The organism is Mesorhizobium neociceri (assembly GCF_013520985.1).
Taxonomy (GTDB): domain Bacteria; phylum Pseudomonadota; class Alphaproteobacteria; order Rhizobiales; family Rhizobiaceae; genus Mesorhizobium; species Mesorhizobium neociceri.
This window is the reverse complement of the sequence record NZ_JACDTY010000009.1, coordinates 79,526-99,003: the sequence shown is the minus strand read 5'-3', so window position 1 is coordinate 99,003 and position 19,478 is coordinate 79,526. Positions and strand designations below refer to the sequence as shown.

Annotated in this window: 16 protein-coding genes and 1 pseudogene; 12 read left to right on the top strand and 5 right to left on the bottom strand. The window is 60.5% G+C overall.

Features of this window, described 5'->3' with window-relative positions; all coding sequences use genetic code 11:
* Positions 1 to 4 precede the first annotated feature (4 nt).
* The 4 genes from nadC to H0241_RS19205 form a co-directional block, all read right to left on the bottom strand.
* Complete coding sequence (gene nadC / locus H0241_RS19220; RefSeq protein WP_181059192.1) at positions 5 to 886, bottom strand: carboxylating nicotinate-nucleotide diphosphorylase; 882 nt, start codon at positions 884 to 886, stop codon at positions 5 to 7.
* The gene (locus tag H0241_RS19215) at positions 883 to 2,430 is read right to left on the bottom strand and encodes an L-aspartate oxidase (RefSeq protein ID WP_181059191.1); all 1,548 of its coding nucleotides are present in this window, start codon (positions 2,428 to 2,430) and stop codon (positions 883 to 885) included. The genes nadC and H0241_RS19215 overlap by 4 nt, the downstream gene beginning before the upstream one ends.
* Complete coding sequence (gene nadA, locus H0241_RS19210; protein WP_181059190.1) at positions 2,427 to 3,401, bottom strand: quinolinate synthase NadA; 975 nt, start codon at positions 3,399 to 3,401, stop codon at positions 2,427 to 2,429. Before nadA ends, H0241_RS19215 begins: the two co-directional genes overlap by 4 nt.
* Positions 3,402 to 3,466: 65 nt before the next feature.
* Entirely contained in the window at positions 3,467 to 4,435 is a 969-nt protein-coding gene (locus H0241_RS19205) for an NUDIX hydrolase (protein ID WP_181059189.1), read from the bottom strand.
* Positions 4,436 to 4,610: 175 nt separating this feature from the next.
* Between H0241_RS19205 and panB the strand changes: the two genes are divergently transcribed.
* From panB to H0241_RS19180, 5 genes are all read left to right on the top strand, one after another.
* The gene (gene panB / locus H0241_RS19200; RefSeq protein ID WP_181059188.1) at positions 4,611 to 5,447 is read left to right on the top strand and encodes a 3-methyl-2-oxobutanoate hydroxymethyltransferase; all 837 of its coding nucleotides are present in this window, start codon (positions 4,611 to 4,613) and stop codon (positions 5,445 to 5,447) included.
* Positions 5,444 to 6,307 (top strand): pantoate--beta-alanine ligase, encoded by an 864-nt coding sequence (panC, locus tag H0241_RS19195; RefSeq protein WP_181059187.1) that lies wholly within the window; start codon positions 5,444 to 5,446, stop codon positions 6,305 to 6,307. The genes panB and panC overlap by 4 nt, the downstream gene beginning before the upstream one ends.
* A gap of 91 nt (positions 6,308 to 6,398) precedes the next feature.
* On the top strand, positions 6,399 to 7,124 hold the full coding sequence (locus H0241_RS19190) for a helix-turn-helix transcriptional regulator (RefSeq protein ID WP_181059186.1): 726 nt from the start codon (positions 6,399 to 6,401) through the stop codon (positions 7,122 to 7,124).
* A 77-nt stretch (positions 7,125 to 7,201) separates the two neighbouring features.
* Positions 7,202 to 7,834 carry an acyl-homoserine-lactone synthase gene (locus H0241_RS19185; RefSeq protein ID WP_181059185.1) on the top strand — a complete coding sequence of 211 codons (633 nt, stop codon included), beginning with the start codon at positions 7,202 to 7,204 and terminating at the stop codon, positions 7,832 to 7,834.
* Positions 7,835 to 8,068: 234 nt separating this feature from the next.
* On the top strand, positions 8,069 to 9,043 hold the full coding sequence (locus tag H0241_RS19180) for a hypothetical protein (protein ID WP_181059344.1): 975 nt from the start codon (positions 8,069 to 8,071) through the stop codon (positions 9,041 to 9,043).
* 629 nt (positions 9,044 to 9,672) lie between these two features.
* Here H0241_RS19180 and H0241_RS19175 read toward each other — a convergent pair.
* Positions 9,673 to 10,071 (bottom strand): hypothetical protein, encoded by a 399-nt coding sequence (locus tag H0241_RS19175; RefSeq protein ID WP_181059184.1) that lies wholly within the window; start codon positions 10,069 to 10,071, stop codon positions 9,673 to 9,675.
* Between H0241_RS19175 and H0241_RS19170 the strand changes: the two are divergent.
* From H0241_RS19170 to H0241_RS19140, 7 genes and pseudogenes are all read left to right on the top strand, one after another.
* Positions 10,046 to 10,267 (top strand): annotated as a pseudogene (locus H0241_RS19170) (transposase); the annotation flags it as partial. The gene H0241_RS19175 and the pseudogene H0241_RS19170 sit on opposite strands and share 26 nt — an antisense overlap.
* Before the next feature lie 550 nt (positions 10,268 to 10,817).
* Entirely contained in the window at positions 10,818 to 11,381 is a 564-nt protein-coding gene (locus H0241_RS19165; RefSeq protein WP_181059183.1) for a hypothetical protein, read from the top strand.
* 60 nt (positions 11,382 to 11,441) lie between these two features.
* A complete protein-coding gene (locus tag H0241_RS19160) occupies positions 11,442 to 12,401 on the top strand; it encodes a S8/S53 family peptidase (RefSeq protein WP_027038525.1) in 960 nt (319 codons plus the stop codon).
* Between the two features lie 649 nt (positions 12,402 to 13,050).
* Positions 13,051 to 14,484 (top strand): phosphomannomutase, encoded by a 1,434-nt coding sequence (locus tag H0241_RS19155; protein WP_181059182.1) that lies wholly within the window; start codon positions 13,051 to 13,053, stop codon positions 14,482 to 14,484.
* Positions 14,484 to 15,899, top strand: a complete 1,416-nt coding sequence (locus H0241_RS19150) for a mannose-1-phosphate guanylyltransferase/mannose-6-phosphate isomerase (RefSeq protein WP_027038523.1) — start codon at positions 14,484 to 14,486, stop codon at positions 15,897 to 15,899. Before H0241_RS19155 ends, H0241_RS19150 begins: the two co-directional genes overlap by 1 nt.
* Before the next feature lie 497 nt (positions 15,900 to 16,396).
* Complete coding sequence (locus tag H0241_RS19145; protein ID WP_027038522.1) at positions 16,397 to 18,451, top strand: carbamoyltransferase family protein; 2,055 nt, start codon at positions 16,397 to 16,399, stop codon at positions 18,449 to 18,451.
* A 548-nt stretch (positions 18,452 to 18,999) separates the two neighbouring features.
* Positions 19,000 to 19,392 (top strand): hypothetical protein, encoded by a 393-nt coding sequence (locus H0241_RS19140; RefSeq protein ID WP_027038521.1) that lies wholly within the window; start codon positions 19,000 to 19,002, stop codon positions 19,390 to 19,392.
* The last annotated feature ends 86 nt before the right edge of the window (positions 19,393 to 19,478 follow it).

Here is a 19,478-nt window from a genome sequence, read left to right as displayed (position 1 = left end):
CCCATCAGTTCAAATGGCTGCAGCCGTGCCCGTGGGCCGGCATATCCATGCCGATGTCGAGAATCGGCGCGCTGTGTGTCAGCCATCCAACGGAGATGAGATCTACTCCGGTCGCCGCGATTGCCGGCGCTGTGATCGGTGTCACCCGACCGGAAGCCTCAGTGATGACGCGGCCCTTGACCATCGCCACGGCTCGCGCAAGATCTTCGATCGACATATTGTCGAGCAGCACTGCGTCGACTCCCAGCGCGAGCGCTATATCGAGCTGATCCAGCGTGTCGACCTCGACCTCGATCTTCACCATGTGGCCCGCGGCGGCGCGCGCTCGCCCTATTGCCGTTCGAACGTCGCCGGCGATGGCGATATGGTTGTCCTTGATCAGCACGGCGTCGTCGAGCCCGAAACGGTGATTGGCGCCGCCGCCGACACGCACGGCGTATTTCTCCAGGGCGCGCAAGCCGGGCGTCGTTTTTCGCGTGCATACGATCTTTGCCTTATGGCCCCGCACAGCCTCGACCATCGCGGCCGTGGCAGTGGCAATGCCGCTCAGGCGGCACAGGAAATTGAGCGCCGTGCGCTCGGCCGTGAGCAGGCCACGCGCCGGTCCGCACAGCTTGGCAATGATCTCGCCTCCCGCGACATCACTGCCGTCTGGGCGCCAGATTTGCATTTCGATCGTTGGCTCGACGAGGAGCAAGGCGAAGGCAACCAGATCGAGGCCGGCAACGATTCCCGTCTGGCGCGACTTGAGCATCAACGTGGCTGTGCAGTCATGCGGGATCACCGCGTCGCTGGTAAGGTCGCCGCTTCTGCCCAGGTCTTCCAGCAAGGCACTGCGCACGATCGGCTCAATCAGCGCCGAGGGAAGGGGGGCGAATGATTTCATGTCCGGTGCTCCGTGACCGTGCCTGCCCATCCAAGCGCGACCGCGCCCTGCATTGCGCCGCGCAGTGTCAGCCGGGCGGGGAAGGCCTGTGCATCGCGCCGGGGGAAATCGGTGCGGAAGTGCGAGCCGCGGCTCTCTTGGCGCCGCAACGCCGCCATGGCGATCATCAGCGCGACCAGTGCGGGATCGGATGCAGCCACGTTGCCAGCCGCGATCGGCAGCAAGTTCGCTACTCCATTGCGCAACGCGTCGCCGTCCCGAATGATGCCCAGTGCGGTTGACACGACCGGGCGGATGCAGGAAGGATCTGGCCGTGCAGGCACAAATGTGGAACATACGCGCCTGCGCCTGGCGTGAGATGTGCCGGCAACGCTTTCAGCAACCCAGCTCGCTGTGACCACCGCTTCGGTGAGCGAATTGCTGGCGAGGCGGTTGGCGCCGTGCACACCGGTGCATGCCACCTCGCCGCATGCCCACAAGCCCTCGACAGAGCTGCGCCCGGCTCCGTCCACGGCAACGCCGCCCATGTGATAATGGGCCGCCGGGCGTACCGGGATCGGGTCGACCGAGGGATCGACGTCTGCCTCGCGGCACACATTGGCGATGGCGGGAAAGCGATCGCTAAACCTGGAGCCGAGGCATTGCCGGGCGTCCAGGAATACGCGGTGTCCATCAGCTAGCTTTTGCCACACCGCACGCGCGACCACATCGCGAGGTGCAAGCTCGCCGCCAGGCGTTTCAGACAGGAACCGTTCTCCTGCTTCGTCGATGAGTACCGCGCCTTCGCCGCGAACCGCTTCGCTCACCAGCGGCATCGGCCGGCGTGGACCGTCGAGCGCGGTCGGATGAAACTGCACGAATTCCAGGTTCGCGAACTCCGCCCCGGCCCATGCGGCGAGCGCCAGCCCGTGCCCGCATGAGCCAGGGGGGTTCGTGGTATCGCAAAACAGGCCGCCGATGCCGCCGGTTGCCAGCACCGCGCGGCGGGTGGGCAAGACGATCGTGCCGGTGCGCGAAACTGCGAGCACGGCGATGATTCCGCCGTCTTCCACGACGAGCCGGCGAGCCTCCACATTTTCCAGGACGGTGATCGAGGCTGTGCACCGCACCTCGGCGATGAGCGCCCGGATCAGCTCGCGACCCGTGGCGTCGCCGCCAGCATGAACGATCCGCCGATGCGAATGCGCCGCCTCGAGCCCGAGCCGCAAGCGCCCGTCAAAGTAGCGGTCGAACGCGACGCCGAAGTCTTCGAGGGCCTTGATCGCTTTGGGGGCGGCTCGGACAAGTCGCCGCACTGTCGCCTCGTCGCAGAGCCCGTCACCGGCTGCGAGCGTGTCGCAAAGATGAAATTCCGGCCCGTCCTCGCCGCCGAGACTTGCCGCTAGACCGCCCTGGGCCAGCGCGGTGCAGGCTTCGGTTCCCAGCGGCGCATTGGACAGAAGCACGACCGGATGCGGCGCCAAATGAAGCGCCGTCATTAGGCCCGCCACGCCAGCGCCGATGATGATCGGCGCCCCGCCGATGTCGTGAATGTCGCAGCTCATACGGAAAGCATGCGCTCGACCGCCAGGCGCGCGCGGCTGGCGATCCCGGGCTCGATCCGGACCTCGTGCCGGTTCTCCTCCAGAGCGGCGCGAATGTTGGCGAGCGTAATGCGCTTCATATGCGGACAAAGATTGCAAGGGCGCACGAACTCGACGTCGGGATGCGCGACCGCGACATTGTCGCTCATCGAACATTCCGTCATCAGGACTACGCGTGCCGGCGTTTCTCGGCCGACGTATTCCGACATGGCGGCGGTCGAGCCCGAGAAATCCGCCTCCTGGACAACTTCCGGCGGACATTCGGGATGCGCGAGCACGATGATCCCTGGATGTGCATCGCGCAGTTCCCTGATGTCGGCAGGGGTGAAGCGCTCATGCACCTCGCAATGGCCCTGCCAGGCGATGATCTCGACTTGTGTCTCGGCGGCGACGTTCTGCGCCAGATACTCGTCTGGCAGCATGATCACACGCGCCGCGCCGAGCGATTCAACCACCGTCCTGGCGTTGCCCGAAGTGCAGCAGATGTCGGACTCCGCTTTTACGGCGGCGGAAGTGTTGACATAGGTGACGATTGGCACGCCCGGATAACGTTGGCGCATCAACCGCACGTCCTGCGCGGTGATCGCCTCTGCCAGCGAGCAGCCGGCATCGAGATCGGGGATGAGCACGGTCTTGCCCGGGTTGAGGAGCTTTGCTGTCTCGGCCATGAAATGCACGCCGGCCAGCACGATGACTTCAGCATCGACCGTCACAGCCTTGCGGGCCAACGCCAAGCTGTCGCCGATAATGTCAGCCACGCAGTGGAAGATCTCCGGCGTCTGGTAATTGTGCGCCAGGATGACCGCATTGCGCTCGCGCTTCAGCGCGAGAATCGCCTCAATGTCATCGACAAAACCAGACCATTCGACTGGCGGGATGACCCGCCTGACACGCTCATACAGAGACGCGGCCGTAGGTAACGCCCCAGTCATCAGCGCCTCCAATTATATTCGATCTGACAATAAGGGGAATATTTCTATCTTGACTATAAGGTATGTCAAGCCCGCGAAAGCGGCAATTTTGTCCCTGCGAAAGCCCTTTCATCGAGCACGGCACGGCGGAAGCGATAGAGCTTTGCAGGCCGCCCGCCCGTATCGACCGAAGTGTCGCCAGTCTCCTCGACCAGCTCTTGTTGCTCGACAAGCCTGCGGAAGTTGGGTTTGTCGATGAGCCTGCCAGCCAATGCTTCCACGGTTCGCTGCAGCTGGAGCAGCGTGAAAGTCGGTCTCATGAGCTCGAATACGACCGGCCGGTATTTGATCTTGGAGCGCAGCCTCGTAACGCCTGTCGCCAGAATGCGGCGATGGTCTGCGACCATCGCCTTGCCAGAAACGGCCGCAGGCGGAGGCGTGGCCTTTCCGCCGCTCGCCTCTTCGACCAATGCTGCTTCGTAGAGCAACTCATAACGCTGGAGCGTGAGCTCCTCGTTCCAATGGCGGTCGTCAAAGCCGAAGGCGATCGCCACCCTCTGCCGGCGTTCGCGCTGCGTGGCCGGATCGCCGGCGGCGTCTGCCCATTCAATCAAGCGCGCTCTCAGAATATCCACTCCCACCGGCGGCGTGCCGGAACGGTGGTCCTCCCACGGAAAATATTCGTACCAGCTGTGCCAGCCACACGCGCATGAGGCCGTTGCCTGTTCCTTCCGGGTGAGCGCGAGATAGCTGATCGAGATGGCGCGCTGCTGGCGCTCGGCGCCGACACGGTCCCGATCGGCGAACGTGTAGAGTTGTTCGATGTAGCCAAGCGGATGGCCGGTTTGCTGTTCGACCCACCCCCTCAAACCGGATTGCGGCGATCGATGCTCGAGCGCAAATGGTCCCGAGGGCAAGGTGTCCGCCTGACCGATGGTGAGAAGACAGGGCTCACCGTCATTGACCGCGACGACAACCGCAATCAGGTCCACTTTGGCTTCGTCGGCCTTGTCGTCGGCTCTGTCTTTCCCGGGTCCTGTTTGTCGATCTTCCATATTCGCGAACGTGGTTGGCCCCGTCTCGGCGGGCTCTAATCGATTTAGTGTAAGCGTGAGTAGCCGCAGGTCAACACCACGCGGCTGGAGACCAGTTTTTTATCTCTTCGCACTTGCACAAAAATATGCCAAACGCGACTCGGGCGAGTGGTAACGCTGCGGAAGGAGGCCTGAATTGAGCGCAACAGGTGATGCGAAGGCAATTACGCCACCGGCTATTCGCTCGCGCAAAGGCCAGGCCCCACTGGTCTGCCTCACAGCCTATACAACCCCGGTCGCTAGGCTGGCCGATCGGCACTGCGACATTGTTCTCGTCGGCGACAGCGTCGGCATGATACTGCATGGCCTGCCCTCGACGCTGGGGGTCAGCCTCGAGATGATGATCATGCACGGCCAGGCCGTGCGCCGCGGCCTGCAACAGGCGCTGATGGTCGTCGACCTGCCGTTTGGTTCCTACGAAGAGACACCGCAGCAGGCCTTCCGCAGTGCGGCTCGCATCATTGCAGAAACCGGTTGTGCAGCGGTGAAGCTCGAGGGCGGCCAGACCATGGCCGAGACGATTCGCTGCCTCGCCACCCGCGGCGTGCCTGTCATGGCCCATGTCGGCCTGACCCCGCAGGCGGTCAACATTTCCGGTGGCTACCGTGTCCAGGGGCGGGGAGACGATGCCGAGCGGATCAGGCGCGATGCTTTTGCAGTCACAGAGGCCGGCGCCTTCGCGGTGGTGCTGGAGAAAGTACCCGAGCCGCTCGCACGCCGCATCACCGCAGAGATCGCCATCCCCACCATCGGCATTGGCGCCTCGCCAGCCTGCGATGGCCAGATCCTGGTGAGCGACGACATGCTCGGCCTGTTTACTTCTTTCCGGCCGAAATTCGTCAAGCGCTACGCCGAACTCGGTGATCAGGCCGAAGCGGCGATCACCGCATACGCCGCCGATGTGAGACAACGACGCTTTCCCGCGGCAGAGCATCTCTATGCCAACGCGTCGAAGACCGGAGCCGTCGCTTGAGCGTGCCGATCGTTCGAACCGTTGCCGAGCTCCGCAATGTTGTTGCGGGATGGCGTTGCTCGGGTGCCAGTGTCGCCATCGTGCCGACCATGGGGGCCTTGCACGAAGGACATCTGAGCCTCGTGCGTGCCGCGCTTCAGAAGGCCGAGCGGGTAATCGTGACGCTGTTCGTCAACCCCAAGCAGTTCAACAGTGCCGTCGACCTTGCCGCCTATCCCCGGACGGAAAATGAAGATGCTGCAAAGCTCTCGCCGCTGGGCGCCCATCTGCTCTATGTGCCGGATGCACAGCAGATCTATCCGGCGGGTTTCGCCACGACCGTTTCGGTGTCGCATGTCAGCGAGGGCCTGTGCGGTGCCTTCCGTCCGGGCCATTTCGATGGCGTGGCGACCGTCGTTGCCAAGCTCTTCCTGCAGACCGGGGCTGACTTCGCGTTTTTTGGTGAAAAGGACTTTCAGCAGCTTCAGCTTGTCAGGCGCATGGTCCGGGATTTGGATATTCCGATCGCCGTTGTCGCCTGCCCGACGGTCCGCGAAGCCGATGGACTTGCACTGTCTTCACGCAATGGCCGGCTTTCTCCAGCCCAGCGAGCTGTTGCCCCGAAGCTGGCTTCCGTCCTGCTCGACACGGCTGAGCGGCTCATGCGCGGCTCGCCGGTCTTGCCAACGCTTGCTGAAGCGCGCCGGGCAATTTTGGCTGCAGGCTATCGCGAGGTCGAATACCTGGAACTTCGCGGCGAGGCCGATCTACAACCGATGACAAGCATCGACCGACCGGCACGCTTGCTTGTTGCTGCTTGGCTCGGCGACACACGGCTCATCGACAACGTCACAACACCACCGATTGGTTCAACGAATTAGCGAGGGTCGCCGCGCTGGGCCACGCGCCCCAAACAGAACTCCCAAGGCCTACGCCTGGCATGGAACACCAGCAAAGGTACGCAACGCGCAGATGCATCGCGTATTTGAAGATTTCGTCGAGCAACTCTGTGCAAGTGTCGATGCTGTCGACCTGCGTGAGGCAATGGCCTCCGCCGCGGCCGGTTTCGGTTTTCCGCTGTTCGCCTATTTCACTCACCCATCGGCCCGCGGCGACACGCCGCGATTGATCTCGAACTACCCTTCATCCTGGACATCACACTATCTGCAACAGCGCTACCACACCGTTGACCCGGTGATCCTGCGCGGGCTGCAAGGATGGGGTACTTTTGATTGGACGCTGGATCGAGACCGGCCGCGTCTGACGACCTCACAGCAGCAAATTCTGGAAAAAGCAGCTCAGTTTGGCATTCGCGGCGGATTGACGATGTCCATGCACGATCATCGTGGCAGGTTTGCTGCGCTGACCCTGGCATCCGACCAGTCCAGTCCGTCTCTTTTGCGGTCACTGACACGCTACGAAAAAGCCTTGCAGCTGGTGGCGATCAACTTCCACATCCATGCCCGCAGCAGGTTTGCGGCCGATCGGGTAGTGGACGGCGTGACGCTCACCCCGCGAGAATTCGAGTGCCTGAAATGGGCGGCGCGCGGCAAGTCGGCCTGGGATGTCAGTCAAATCCTCGGCATCTCACGGCGCACGGTGACCTTCCATCTGGAAAATGCCAAGGCAAAGCTTCGTGTCCGAACGATCAACCAGGCTGTTGCACGGATGGCTGCTTGCATGCTTCCGCCAGGATAGCTGTAAACGTCTACAGGCTGCTTCGCTTTCGCCTTTGTCCTTCGATTGCGGAAACACATCCCGCACGGAGAGGACGAATGATGCAGCTGATAACGCCGGACCGCCACGGCGAGTTCGCGGGCGAACTCAAAGAGATGCACGGGCTCAGATATCGGGTTTTCAAGGAAAGGCTCGATTGGGACGTTCAGACCGAAGACGAAATGGAAACAGACGCATTTGACGCCTTGGGACCTGTCTATCTGCTGCTCAAGGGAGCCGATTGGCGAATTCACGGTTGCGTCCGCCTCTTGCCCAGCACCGGACCCACAATGTTGCGCGATACATTCCCGACGCTTCTTGACGGTGAGGTTGTCCCTTCGGCTCCCGACATATGGGAGAGCAGTCGTTTCGCGCTTGATTTCCCTCCATCAGCGCCGAAAGCCGCGGGTGGGCTGGCTCAAGCAACCTACGAGCTGTTCGCCGGCATGATCGAGTTCGGCTTGGCCAGCAAGTTGACCGGGATCGTGACGGTAACCGACATCCGCATGGAACGAATCCTTCGCCTGGCAACCTGGCCCTTGTCGCGCATCGGACGGCCCAAGACCGTCGGCAACACGGAAGCGGTGGCCGGCTTTCTCGAGATTTCTCACGCCAGCCTTTTGCGAGTGCGCTGGAGGGGACGCCTGAACGGGCCGGTATTGTGGAAACCGGTACTCGGAACATCGGCATAGCGCCGATTACGGGATATCCAGGCCGTGAAGAACGCTCGTCTGCGCATGAGCCTGACGGGCGAGCGCATAGGCTTCTGGCCGGCGCGGAAGCTTGCGGTCATGCCAGTCAATCGCCCGCACCGCGTGGGCCGGGAATTCCTCGGTGTCCGTTCGGTGCGGAAATTGCGCCTGGACAAAATGACGAAGGGTGACAATCCATGTTTCGTTGATGATGCATTCATACCTAAGGCCCCGATGATTCCTACGAGCTCCGGCAAACCAAGCGCTGCGACCCTCGATGCAATCATGCGAGACGGCACGATGCTGTACCGCATCGCCAGGCGCATTCCGACCTGTCTGTCGCATATTCGCGACAATCCGGTCTGGCCAGCGATGTTCGTGCTCGCCCGCACCATGCCTGCCCGAAGAATGCACTGGCGTTGTGCAAAGCCGGTCCGAGTGTCGCAGAGATCTCGGAACACCATGTTTGCCGGGGCCAGCCGCCAGGACATTGTCTGCGCGCTGCGGTCGGATGGGATTTTTTCCGGGCTCGTCCTGCCAACGGTAATCCATGAGGACATCGCCGCCTTCGCCCGGTGCACGCCTTGTTTCGGCAACTTCGATCGCCGTCTCGAATTCATGCCGACCGAGCGTGCGGAAGCTGAGGCTCGGTTCGGCCGAGCGTTGCTCAGCGGCCACTATTTCGAGCGCGTCCTCGGCTGTAGCGCCGTACTCGCCATACAGGGCGATCCACTGCTTTTGGATATTGCCGCGCATTATCTCGGCGGACAGGCGAAACTGGCCACAACGCGCGTCTGGTGGAATTTTCCGAGTGCTGCTGTTTCGCATCTCGACAAGAATTTTGCCTCGCCTGACAAGTATCATTTCAACCTCGACGACTGGCGCATGCTGAAATTCTTCTTCTATGTGACGCCTGTCGATGGCAGCACGGGCCCGCATGTCTTTGTCCGGGGCAGCCACAACCGCCGCCCCCTAAAGCACCAGTTGAGCTGTCTCCTCGGCCATCCGGCCAAAGAGGTTCTAAGCGTTTACGGCGAGCAGAACCCCATCACGCTCACCGGCGGAGCCGGTTTCGGGTTCGTCGAGGATCCCTTCGGCTTCCATACGGCTACGGAGCCGGCGCGAAGTCCACGGCTGATGATGGAAGTCGGCTTCGGCGTTTCGCCGCCATCGCGCCGGCGCTTCCACGGAGAACCTGTCATCCTCTGAGTTCAAAACTCCACAAACAACTTTCCGAGACCGGAGCCTTGCAGGGCAAGCCATGGCGGCGCTGATCATAGCCCAGTTCATCCTCGCACGGTTCCTGCCCGAGCTAGCGCCATAGGCGATGCCTGGTCGGCCAGCGCTCCAGCCGACCTTGATCCAACACCTGAAATCGCAGGCGGTCGCGTCCCGGGACGTGGTCGCGTCCCGGGACGTGGTGTAGCTCGGCGGTAGTGAAGCCGTTCGCGAGCGCGCCGTTAGTAGCGCTGCAGATGCTATGGGCGGCGGCGAGCGTGTGGCACCCTCGCGCTGTTGAGCAGCTACCTAAGGAGCGCCCCCATGTCACCATCCTTTGATGCAAGCAAATCCCTTTGCCATTGATCAGGACAGCACGTTGGTCGCATTGATTGAGATGAGCCAGACAAAGTGGCTCATTGCTGCGACGATCCCTGACTTTGAACGTAACCCTCTCAAGAAGCTCGATGCCGACCCGGATTCGGTGCTCAGGTTATTGCGCCGCTGGCGCAGCGAAGCCATCCAAGCCGGGCGTGAAGTCCTGCGCTCGTGGTCACCTATGAGGCTGGATGCGATGACTTTTGGTTGGCGCGCTGGCTCCAGGCGCGCGCTGTCGAAGCTTATGTCATACATCCATCGAGCGTCGCGGTTCCCTCGAACATCGGCGTGCCAAGACCGATCGCCTCGATACCGAACTGCTGATGCGCGCCTTTCTTGGCTGGCTGCGGGGCGAGAAGCGCCACTGCAGCATGGCAGCCATCGCAACCATCGATGAGGAGGAGGCCCGCCGTCCGAACCGTGAACGAGACAATCTCGTCCGCGAACGTACACGGATCGTCAACCGCATCAAGGCAATCCTCGCTCGTTTCGGCATTCGCACCTTCAAACCCAATCTGCGCAAGGCAGCCGAGAAACTGGAAGCTCTGCATACGGCGGAAGGTATGCCCCTGCCAGAACGAAGCCGAGCCGAGTTGCGCCGTAATCTCGGACGGACGCGCCAGCACCGTCGAGTTGCGCATCCCCAGGGCTCCTACTTCCCCGCTTTCCTTGAACCGCGCCGCGTGGGCCGAGAAGGCGCTGATCGCCACCATCCAGGAGGCCTACGTCCAGCGTCTCTCGACCCGCTCGGTCGACGATCTGGTCAAGGCCATGGGCATGAGCGGCATCTCCAAGAGCCAGGTCAGCCGGCTGTGCGAAGAGATCGACGGCAAAATCACCGCTTGAGACCTGGAAAAAGCGCGGCGACAAGCCACTTCGCCTTGGGGTGGTACGAGGACCATGGGCGTCGTGCGTTGCAGCAAAGAAAGTCAGCCCTGGCAGTACGAGTCGAGCCAATCGTTTGCCGGAGCGCGATGGGAGCGTTCCTGTGCGCAAGCTCTTGGTGGGTTCGGGCTCAGCGTGCTCGGCGATATCCGACAATTGTGTCGGCTTTGGCGGTTTGACGACACAGCCTTGGTTGGCTGGCGTCTTGCAGGTTTTGGCTAAGCCGCTGGAAGCAAATATACACTGCCTTCATTGGCGCCATCATCTCCATAGGCATGAATTTTGCTGCATTCCCTTGAGAGGGGGCGGGAGTTGCTTGCCAGGAAGAGCAAAGAGATGGATCGACAAAATTCAAAGGACTGGAGATCACTAATTTGTTGCAGGTGAACACGCTGTCCGCTGGCGGCCATGTGTCTGCGGATTGGACCTCCGAAGGATTTGAAGATGGCGAGACTGTCGATCGTACATAATTTACTGGCGGCTCCAACAATGGGAGTTGCAGATGTGCATACGGCTGGCGGCGGGTTTTGGCCTGTTCGTCGTGGCATTCTTCGTCACCGCGATGGCTGCGAACGGACAGGAGACCAGCCTTGTCGGCATTTACCAGGGTTCGGAGCTAACTGCCGCCGCCAAACGTCTGGGAGAAGGCGGATACGAGCTGTCGGATGGCACCCCGGTGTCTTTCGACGAGTGGTACCATAGCAGCTGGACCGACATGCGATTTGAAATGTTGACGCAGCTGTCGGACGATTTCGGTCTCCTGTGGGGCGCCAGCACCGGCCAGCGTGCCGAAAAGGTCCGAATCGACCCAAGTGTGAAACTCGGCTTTATTCTGCAAAGACGGCCGACACCGTCCACGACACTTTCTCTCACCGTCAGTTCGATCTTGGGCGGGGACCTGACGGAACGACCTTGCATTGCTGACTATGGCCCCGTCGGCGGCGTCCATACAGTGAATTGCCGTCTGGCGGCCTCGCAACTGCGGCCCTCGGATACGTTGAAATACATGACAAACCTCGAGCCAAGCCGATGGAAACTCGACCTTCGGTTCAGGGGTGAATTTTAGCGATGGTAAAAGGCCAGGCCGTAAGTTCGTTGATGAAGAACAATTAGACAGGAGGTTTAGATGTCCAAAGCACAATTGTTCCCGGTGGGTTTCGTTCTCGGTCTTGTAGCGTGCCTGTCGGCAGCACCCGGTTTCGCGGGTGATCTCGATGCCGGTGTCAGCGGCAAAGGAACGACCGGTACTCCAGCCGCGGAAAGCAGTAGCTCGCGCTGCCCACAAAACGCCGACGGCACGTTTTGCTGGATGAGCCCGGATATTGGTGAAGCGTGGGCGGCAGGCTATACCGGTTCTGGCGTATCGATAACTGTCGTAGATGACTTCACGATAGAGAACCGATTTGAGGGAGATCTCGGCCACGGCACGCAGATGCAGCGGCACGGGGAATGGGTCGCTGAAAGTGCCGGCATGGTGGCCCCTGGTGCAAACATGTTCAAGCGTGACTATTTGGACAATTCTTCGATCAGGCTGCAGGACGACCTCAATGTCATTAATCTGAGCTACGAACTTATGGAGCCACTGAGCCAGTACCCGCTCGAGCGGTCGATTGTCGATGCGGCCCGGTCGGGTGCTGCCGTCGTCACAAAGAGCGCCGGCAACGATGGCATCGCAATAGGTACCCCGATCCAAGGGAATATCGATGTACTAGCTGTCAGCCTGATCGGGATGCCATCGGCAATATTTGTGGGTGCGCTCGACCACAATGGCACTCCGGGGAGGAAGGCAGAGCTGGCCACATATTCGAATTATGCCGGCTCAGACCCGGAGGTGCAGAACCAGTTCCTGACCGTGGGTGTCGAGAGTGACAAGACTGGCCTACACGGCACGTCTCAAGCGGCCCCTGTGGTTTCGGGCTATGCTGCCATCGTTGGCAGCAAGTTCACATCGGCAACGCCGACGCAGGTCAGAAATCAGTTGCTGGATACCGCGAGGACCGACACCCTCGTCAATTACAATCCGGCGACTTACGGCCGCGGTGAGGCCAGCCTTTCGAGGGCATTGGCACCCGCTTCGATCAGATAGACGAGCACTTCGAAAGCAGCTCAAGTTTACGCGAGCAACCGCCACCAACCTGGAATACAGGCCTGGCAGATTCCTTGCGCCGCAGGGGATCTGTAGTGTGCACACCTTAAACTCCGTGGCGGCGCTGTCGTGCCGTTTGGATTCTATCGATCATCTTTCCAGCCTCATCCCGCGTATCCTTCGCCAAGGCGGCTGTCCGGCAGAACTGCTCCAAGATTTGTAATGGCCCAGTTCATCCACGACTCTCCGGCCGTGCTGGTTGCTCCTCAGATAGTTGAAAATCTCCCCGGAGCAGTGGTTCGCCTCCTTTGTGTCACCGTCGTCCACCGCGTCGGAGGGTCCGGCTCTCGACAAAAGATTGCGACATGGGACGCCTCCTTCTGATGGTGGTTGAGACAGCGAAGGATGCCACACTCTCGCCGCTCGCCCCATAGCATCCACTCCCAAGGACACGATCTCGCAGGATTGTGCCGCGCCTGACCGAGACAGCTTCCTGGACACCATCCATGCCATGGATGCATTCCATCCAAACAATCAAATTTACCGACCTGTCATGATGCGGCATAGCGAACCCCCGACAGGCAGTGACCGATCGACTCAACTGCCATGATCATCAGATGAGCGTGCCACTCACCAGCAAAGCGAAATCATGAAATTCGGGTCAAGCGGCGTTCGAGGTTTGGCTTCGGAATTGGTGGGCCAGGCCAGTGGACTTTATGCCGAAGCGTTCGCGTGGCGTCTGGTTTCGAGCTGGATTCAGCCGAATAGGTCGGTCTTCATAGGGCGCGATCTCCGTGACAGCAGTCAGGCCATAGTCAACAATTGCGTGGCGGGGTTGGCGGCAAACGGCTTCCAGCCGGTCGATTGCGGCGCCATACCCACGCCTGCCCTAGCACTATATGCGCGCAGATACGGTGCGGCGGCCCTTATGGTCACCGGATCGCACATTCCAGCCGATCGCAACGGCATCAAATTCTATGGCCCGAATGGTGAAATCAGCAAGGCCGATGAGGCCGCGATCACGCGCTTCGTAGCCGAAAGATCAAATGCCTATCGCTTGCCACCGGGCCCTGTGGGAACGTCATCGCCTGGGCGCCATGAAGAAGCGATCGCCGCCTATCGAGAGCGCGCCATTGATATGCTGGAGCCGGAATCCCTTTCCGGTATGAGACTTGGTGTCTACGAGCACAGTTCGGTCGCGGCGGAACTGTTGGTAGAGGTTCTTCGATCGCTCGGTGCCAGCGTGGTCGCCCTCGGGAAAACCGAAAGCTTCCTGCCTGTCGATACGGAAGCCGTGGACGCAGCGACAATTGCAAGATTAAAGAAATGGGTCCGCGGATTCGGTCTCGACGCCATCGTGTCGACGGATGCGGACGCCGATCGGCCTCTTATCGCGGACGAGAGAGGCGATCTGTTTCGCGGCGACCTGGTTGGGCTCGCCACTGCTATGTTCTTGAAGGCGGACACAATCGTGACGCCGGTGACCTCCAACTCGGGAATTTCGCACGCTTTCGGTTTCGAGGTCCTGAGGACGAAGGTCGGGTCTCCGTTTGTCATTGAAGCCATGCAAGCGGCGCAGCGTGCCGGCAGCATCGTTGTCGGTTTTGAGGCCAATGGCGGTGTTCTGCTAGGGTCGGACTGCATAGTGAACGGAAAGACATTGACCGCGCTGCCGACGCGGGACTCATTCCTCCCAATCCTGGCCGTCCTCAGCACCATGGCGTCCACAAACATGAAGCTGTCGCGACTGCGCGGGCTTTGGAAGCTTCCTGTATGCGCGAGTGAACGCCTTCAAAACTTCCCCACCGAATGTTCGCGCAGATTGATGGATCGCCTGGAAAGCCGGGCCACGCTACAGCGCTTTCTTGCTCCCCTCGGGACAGTTGTTGAAGTCGACGAAACCGATGGCCTGAGAGCGCAGATGCTTACCGGCGAGATCGTGCATGTGCGGCCTTCCGGCAACGCCCCGGAACTGCGCTGCTACTCGGAGGCTGCGAATGAAAGAAGGGCGATGGCGATCGTCTCCCTGACGCTGAAAAGGGCGCAGGCATTCTCGCTTGCCGACGAAATGGAGGTCATCTGATGAAAGTGGTTCCGGTCATCATCGGCGGGGGAGCCGGCTCGCGTTTGTGGCCTGCCTCAAGGCAATCACACCCCAAACCTTTCCTCAAGGTGACGGATGGGCGTTCGCTCATCCAGCATACCGTGCTGCGTGCGGAGTCGATGCAGGACGTCGTCGAGTTTGTTGCGGTGGCCTCGACTGGACACCTTCTCCTCATGAAAGACGATTTCGACGAGCTCGATTCCGTTCTTTTGCCGCGCACCTTTCTGCTTGAGCCGGAGGGTCGTGATACTGCTGCCGCCGTCGCTGCGGCAACGATTCATGCCGAGGGAACACAAGGTCCTGATGCGATCCTATGCGTTTTTCCTGCCGACCATATGATTGGCGATCTGTCGGCATTTCAAACCGCCATGAGCCGGGCCATCGAACACGCGCACTGCGGGCGCATCGCAACCCTGGGCATAACGCCTGACAGACCGGACACGGCGTTCGGCTATATCGAGGCCGACGGTGAGGAAGTCGTCCGGTTTGTCGAGAAACCGGACATCGAGACTGCCAAATCCTACGTCGCCTCCAAACGCTTCTTCTGGAACGCCGGCATCTTCTGCTTCAAGGCGCAGCTCATGCTCGACGAAATGGCCTTGCATTGCCCGGAGGTCATCGATGCCGTTCTCGGCAGCTACGAGAACGCCGCAATCGTTGATCGCGACTGCTTTGCTACCATCGAACTCTCGTCCGAGCACTTCGTCCGGGCGCCGCGTATTTCGCTCGACCGTGCCGTAATGGAAAAAACCCACAATCTCGCTGTGGTCCCCTGCGAAATGGGGTGGAACGACATTGGGTCTTGGAATGCGATGGCCGAACTGGTCGCTGCTGACGGGAGCGGCAACAGGATTCGCGGCGATGTCCACGTGGTGGACACCGTGGGCAGTTACATAAGCGCGGATAAGCGGGTCATCGGCACGGTCGGCATCAGCGACCTGGTGATCGTGGATTCCCCGGATGCATTGCTTGTTGCATCCCGCGATCGCGTCCAAGACGTCAAGAAGCTCTTCGAAGGACTAAAGGCGGCGGGACACAAGGCGCACTTGCTACACAACACGGTGCACCGGCCCTGGGGTACCTACACGGTCCTGGAGGAAGGCGAGCGCTTCAAGATCAAGCGCATCGAGGTGAAGCCAGGCGGGCGCTTGAGCCTTCAGATGCACTACCACCGCTCCGAGCACTGGGTCGTGGTGAGCGGCACCGCGAAGATCATCAACGGCGACCAGGAACTGTTCCTGACCACCGACCAGTCGACCTACATCCCATGCGGCCACAAACACCGGCTCGAGAACCCGGGTAGCATCGGCCTTGTGATGATTGAGGTGCAGAGCGGCGACTACCTCGACGAAGATGACATCGTGCGGCTTGAGGACGTATACGGTCGCACCTGACAGCCAAACACTACAGGTCGTAACCCGAGCAGGAACTTGGTCCGCGTTTCCTTCCCTGCGTTCCAGCTTTAGCGAGAAAAATCGCGCTGGTTAATGGCATCAGCGGTGAGGCTGCGCACTTTCCAAAATGCTGGTTAGAAGGGCTGTTCGCGCATGGCCCAAAGGCATCGCGCATCACATTTCCATACGCACGATTTGGAACTCAGTTCCTTCGTCGCCGCTCTCGCTTCTAGCGCCTTCATGCGTTCGCTTCGTAAAGATTGGCAGACTTGTCAGACCAAGTCGCCATGCAAAGAGAGAGATTAATCGCCGGTCATTTGAAGCGCATCCCCGGCAGCTATCCATGTCGTGAATGCTTTTGATCGAAACAAACGATTTCATCACTCATCCGAAATCTTGCATGGACACAGGCACCTCACGCGCACCGATGGCCCATTTAGATGGAAACGATCCGAGGCAGGCCGATCTGGCTTGCCCGTCACGATGTGGAGATAGAAATGCTGTGTCTGGGAATTAGCGGCGGACTTGACCAAGTCCATGAAAGCCGATTCGAGCTTGCGAATGCTTTCATGCACGATGGCGCCGCGGTGCTCGTCCGAGACGGACAGGTGATAGCCGCCGTAGAAGAGGAACGCCTCAACCGGATCAAACACTCCAACAAGCTGCCAATTCGTTCGATTCAATACTGTCTCTCAGCGGCGGGGGTTCAGCTCAGCGACATTGATTGTGTCGCGGTCTACGCCAGCGAGCCGTTTGCCAACGCCATGCTTGAAGGTGTCTCCGCTTCCCAGCCCACTCCGCTGGGTGCGAAACCCTTGCTACAGGATCTGCTGGCGCGTGAGTTCGGCACTAAATTCGACAGTTCGCGGATTTCGTTCGTAAGTCATCATCAGGCGCATGCCGTCAGCGCGTTTGCAATGTCGGGCTTCGAGGAAAGCCTTATCCTGGCGATTGATGGCTCCGGCGATTTCCTGTCAGGCCTCGTGGCGGTCGGGTCTGGCACAAACGTTACGCAACTCGAGACTTTCCCTGAGAACAACTCTCTTGGGCTGTTTTATCTCGAGACGATTCGCTATCTCGGCTACGGCTTATTCGACGAATACAAGGTAATGGGACTCGCCCCCTACGGGGATCCCGCTCCCTATCGCGATCTCTTCCAGCAGTTCTACGAGCTCTCCGCCCACGACGGTGGCTATCGTGTTCACCTCGACCGCATCGGTCCGGCGTTGCTCCGCTACATCCAGGTCAGGCGAAAGGGAATGCCCTTCTCCCAGCAGCATCGAGATGTGAGTGCGTCACTGCAGGAAGCTCTTGAGCGGATCGTGTTCCACATTCTGCGGCATCACCGCGAGGCCACCGGTATGAAGCGGCTGTGCCTGGCTGGCGGGGTTGCCCACAACTGCACGATGAACGGCAAGCTGCTGTATTCAGGGCTTTTCGAGGACATCTTCGTGCAGCCCGCGTCTCACGACGCTGGCTGCGCCTTGGGCGCTGCGCTCATAGTCTCCAACGAGATGGGCTGCCCCGCGCCGCGTGAGCGGCTGCAACAGGTCTATTGGGGTCCTGATCTAGGGAGCGAGCTCGCCGTGCAACAGGAACTGAATACATGGGCCAGACATATCGAGTTTGAACGCTCTGATGACGTGGCAAGCAGTGCAGCCGACTGGATCGCCGAGGGCGCCGTGATCGGCTGGGTGCAGGGTCGTTCGGAGTTTGGGCCGCGTGCCCTGGGCAACCGCAGCATTCTGGCCGACCCTCGGCCCGCCGCAAACAAGGACCGGATCAATGCGATGGTCAAGAAGCGCGAAGGCTATCGGCCGTTCGCGCCATCTGTGCTGGAAGAGCATGCCAGCGAATTCTTCGACCTCCCGGACGGTAAACACGAATTTCCATTCATGAACTTCGTTGTTCGCGTGCGTGACTCAAAGCGCGCCTTGCTCGGCGCCATTACCCACGTCGACGGTACGGCTCGCCTGCAAACGGTATCGCGCAACGCCAATCCCGCTTACTGGGACGTCATCAACGCGTTCAAGCAGCGGACAGGCACCCCAATTCTGCTGAACACGTCCTTTAACAACAACGCCGAACCGATCGTGGATTCGGTTGCAGACGCGATTGCCACATTTTTGACGACAGAGCTGGATGGACTTGTGGTCGGGCCCTTCCTAGTGAAAAAGCGGGCAGCAACGCTGCAGGATTGGACTGCGCTTGCGGTTTCATTGCCGCCCTATGTGTCCCTCCATCAGGCTCGTGCTTACACAGCGCGGGATCGTCAGGAGACTGTCTGCGAGATCCGTGCGAACCATTCCAGCAGTGACAGTGTGCGAATCTCACACGACTTGTTCGATCTGCTGATGCGGATTGAGGGCGAAGCCGTGGTGGAGGATCTCCTGGATGCATTTAAGCTGCATAAGGCTCAGTGTGAAGCTCTGATGGAGGAGCTGCGACGACTGTGGGAGCAGCGCCTTGTTCAGTTGCATCCATCACAAGCTTCTCGTATCGATCAAGACTGCGATCAAACGTTGGGTCAGCATAACAGGCTCTCAGCGTGATGATGAGTCGGGTCCAAGCGCCGCCAGGCAAGCTGGTGATCGATGCCGCCTGCCAGCTCGCCACTGGCAAAGGCTCGACTTCATCACAAGGTTGACGCGTCCGCTTCACCTTGGACGACCCGAGGCGCAGAAAAGGCGCCTGCGTTATCGCGACCACGTCGAGCGCCTCTTCAAGGATTGGCTCGTCACACCCCTGCTACGACTCGCTGAACGATCCGGCCAGCGAGCAGCTGAGTTGGTGGATCCTAAACGTCAGAATCTCGTCGAACTGGCTTTGTGGCTTGCGATGGCGGTCGGCACGGCTGCCAGCGCTGGCTTGTCGGCTGGCGCCATCCTCAGCACTGCGGATGCATCGGCTTGACGGTCCTGATGAAAGCGACCAGTCGCGACAGTCTGAGTCTAAATCGAAGGTTGCCGGCAGCGCGGCATACCGTCCGAGATGCGGGCGCTGCGCATCGCCCGCACCGGATGGCCGCTGCCATAGGGTCTGTCAATCCTGACACGAATGCGCAAACCATCGCGTTAGGGTCCTATCGCCATCGAAGGAAATGGGAGAGTTTGCCACGTCTAAGATCAGTCGCCGCGCCCTGCTCTTGCACGCGGGCAGCGCAGTCGCGTCGACGCTGGCGGTGGCGGTGGCGGCGCATGGTACAGAGCCGCAGGGTCGAGACCAAGGACCGTCCAATAATCTGCGAGCGCTGATTGAGGCGCACAAGACAGCTTATGCTGCGTTCGGCAAAGCCCTGCATGACATCGGCGGTGGCGACAGAGCCAGCCGGGCGGAGGAGAGGGCGCTGGTCGCCGTCTGCAGCTATGCCGCCGTTGGGGAAGGGGATCGCCTGGCCAAGGCCCGATATCTTTTAGAGATTGAGGCGCGCGGTGAACTCGACCTCGCAGAGCATATGCAGGCTGTTCTCCGATCGACGATGTGGAAGGCATGAGACGAGCAACGCGAGGGGGAGCAGATGCCGAATGTCTGGTATGCGCGACGGATTCGGTCGTTCCAGCTGGCTTTCCGACGACCAGA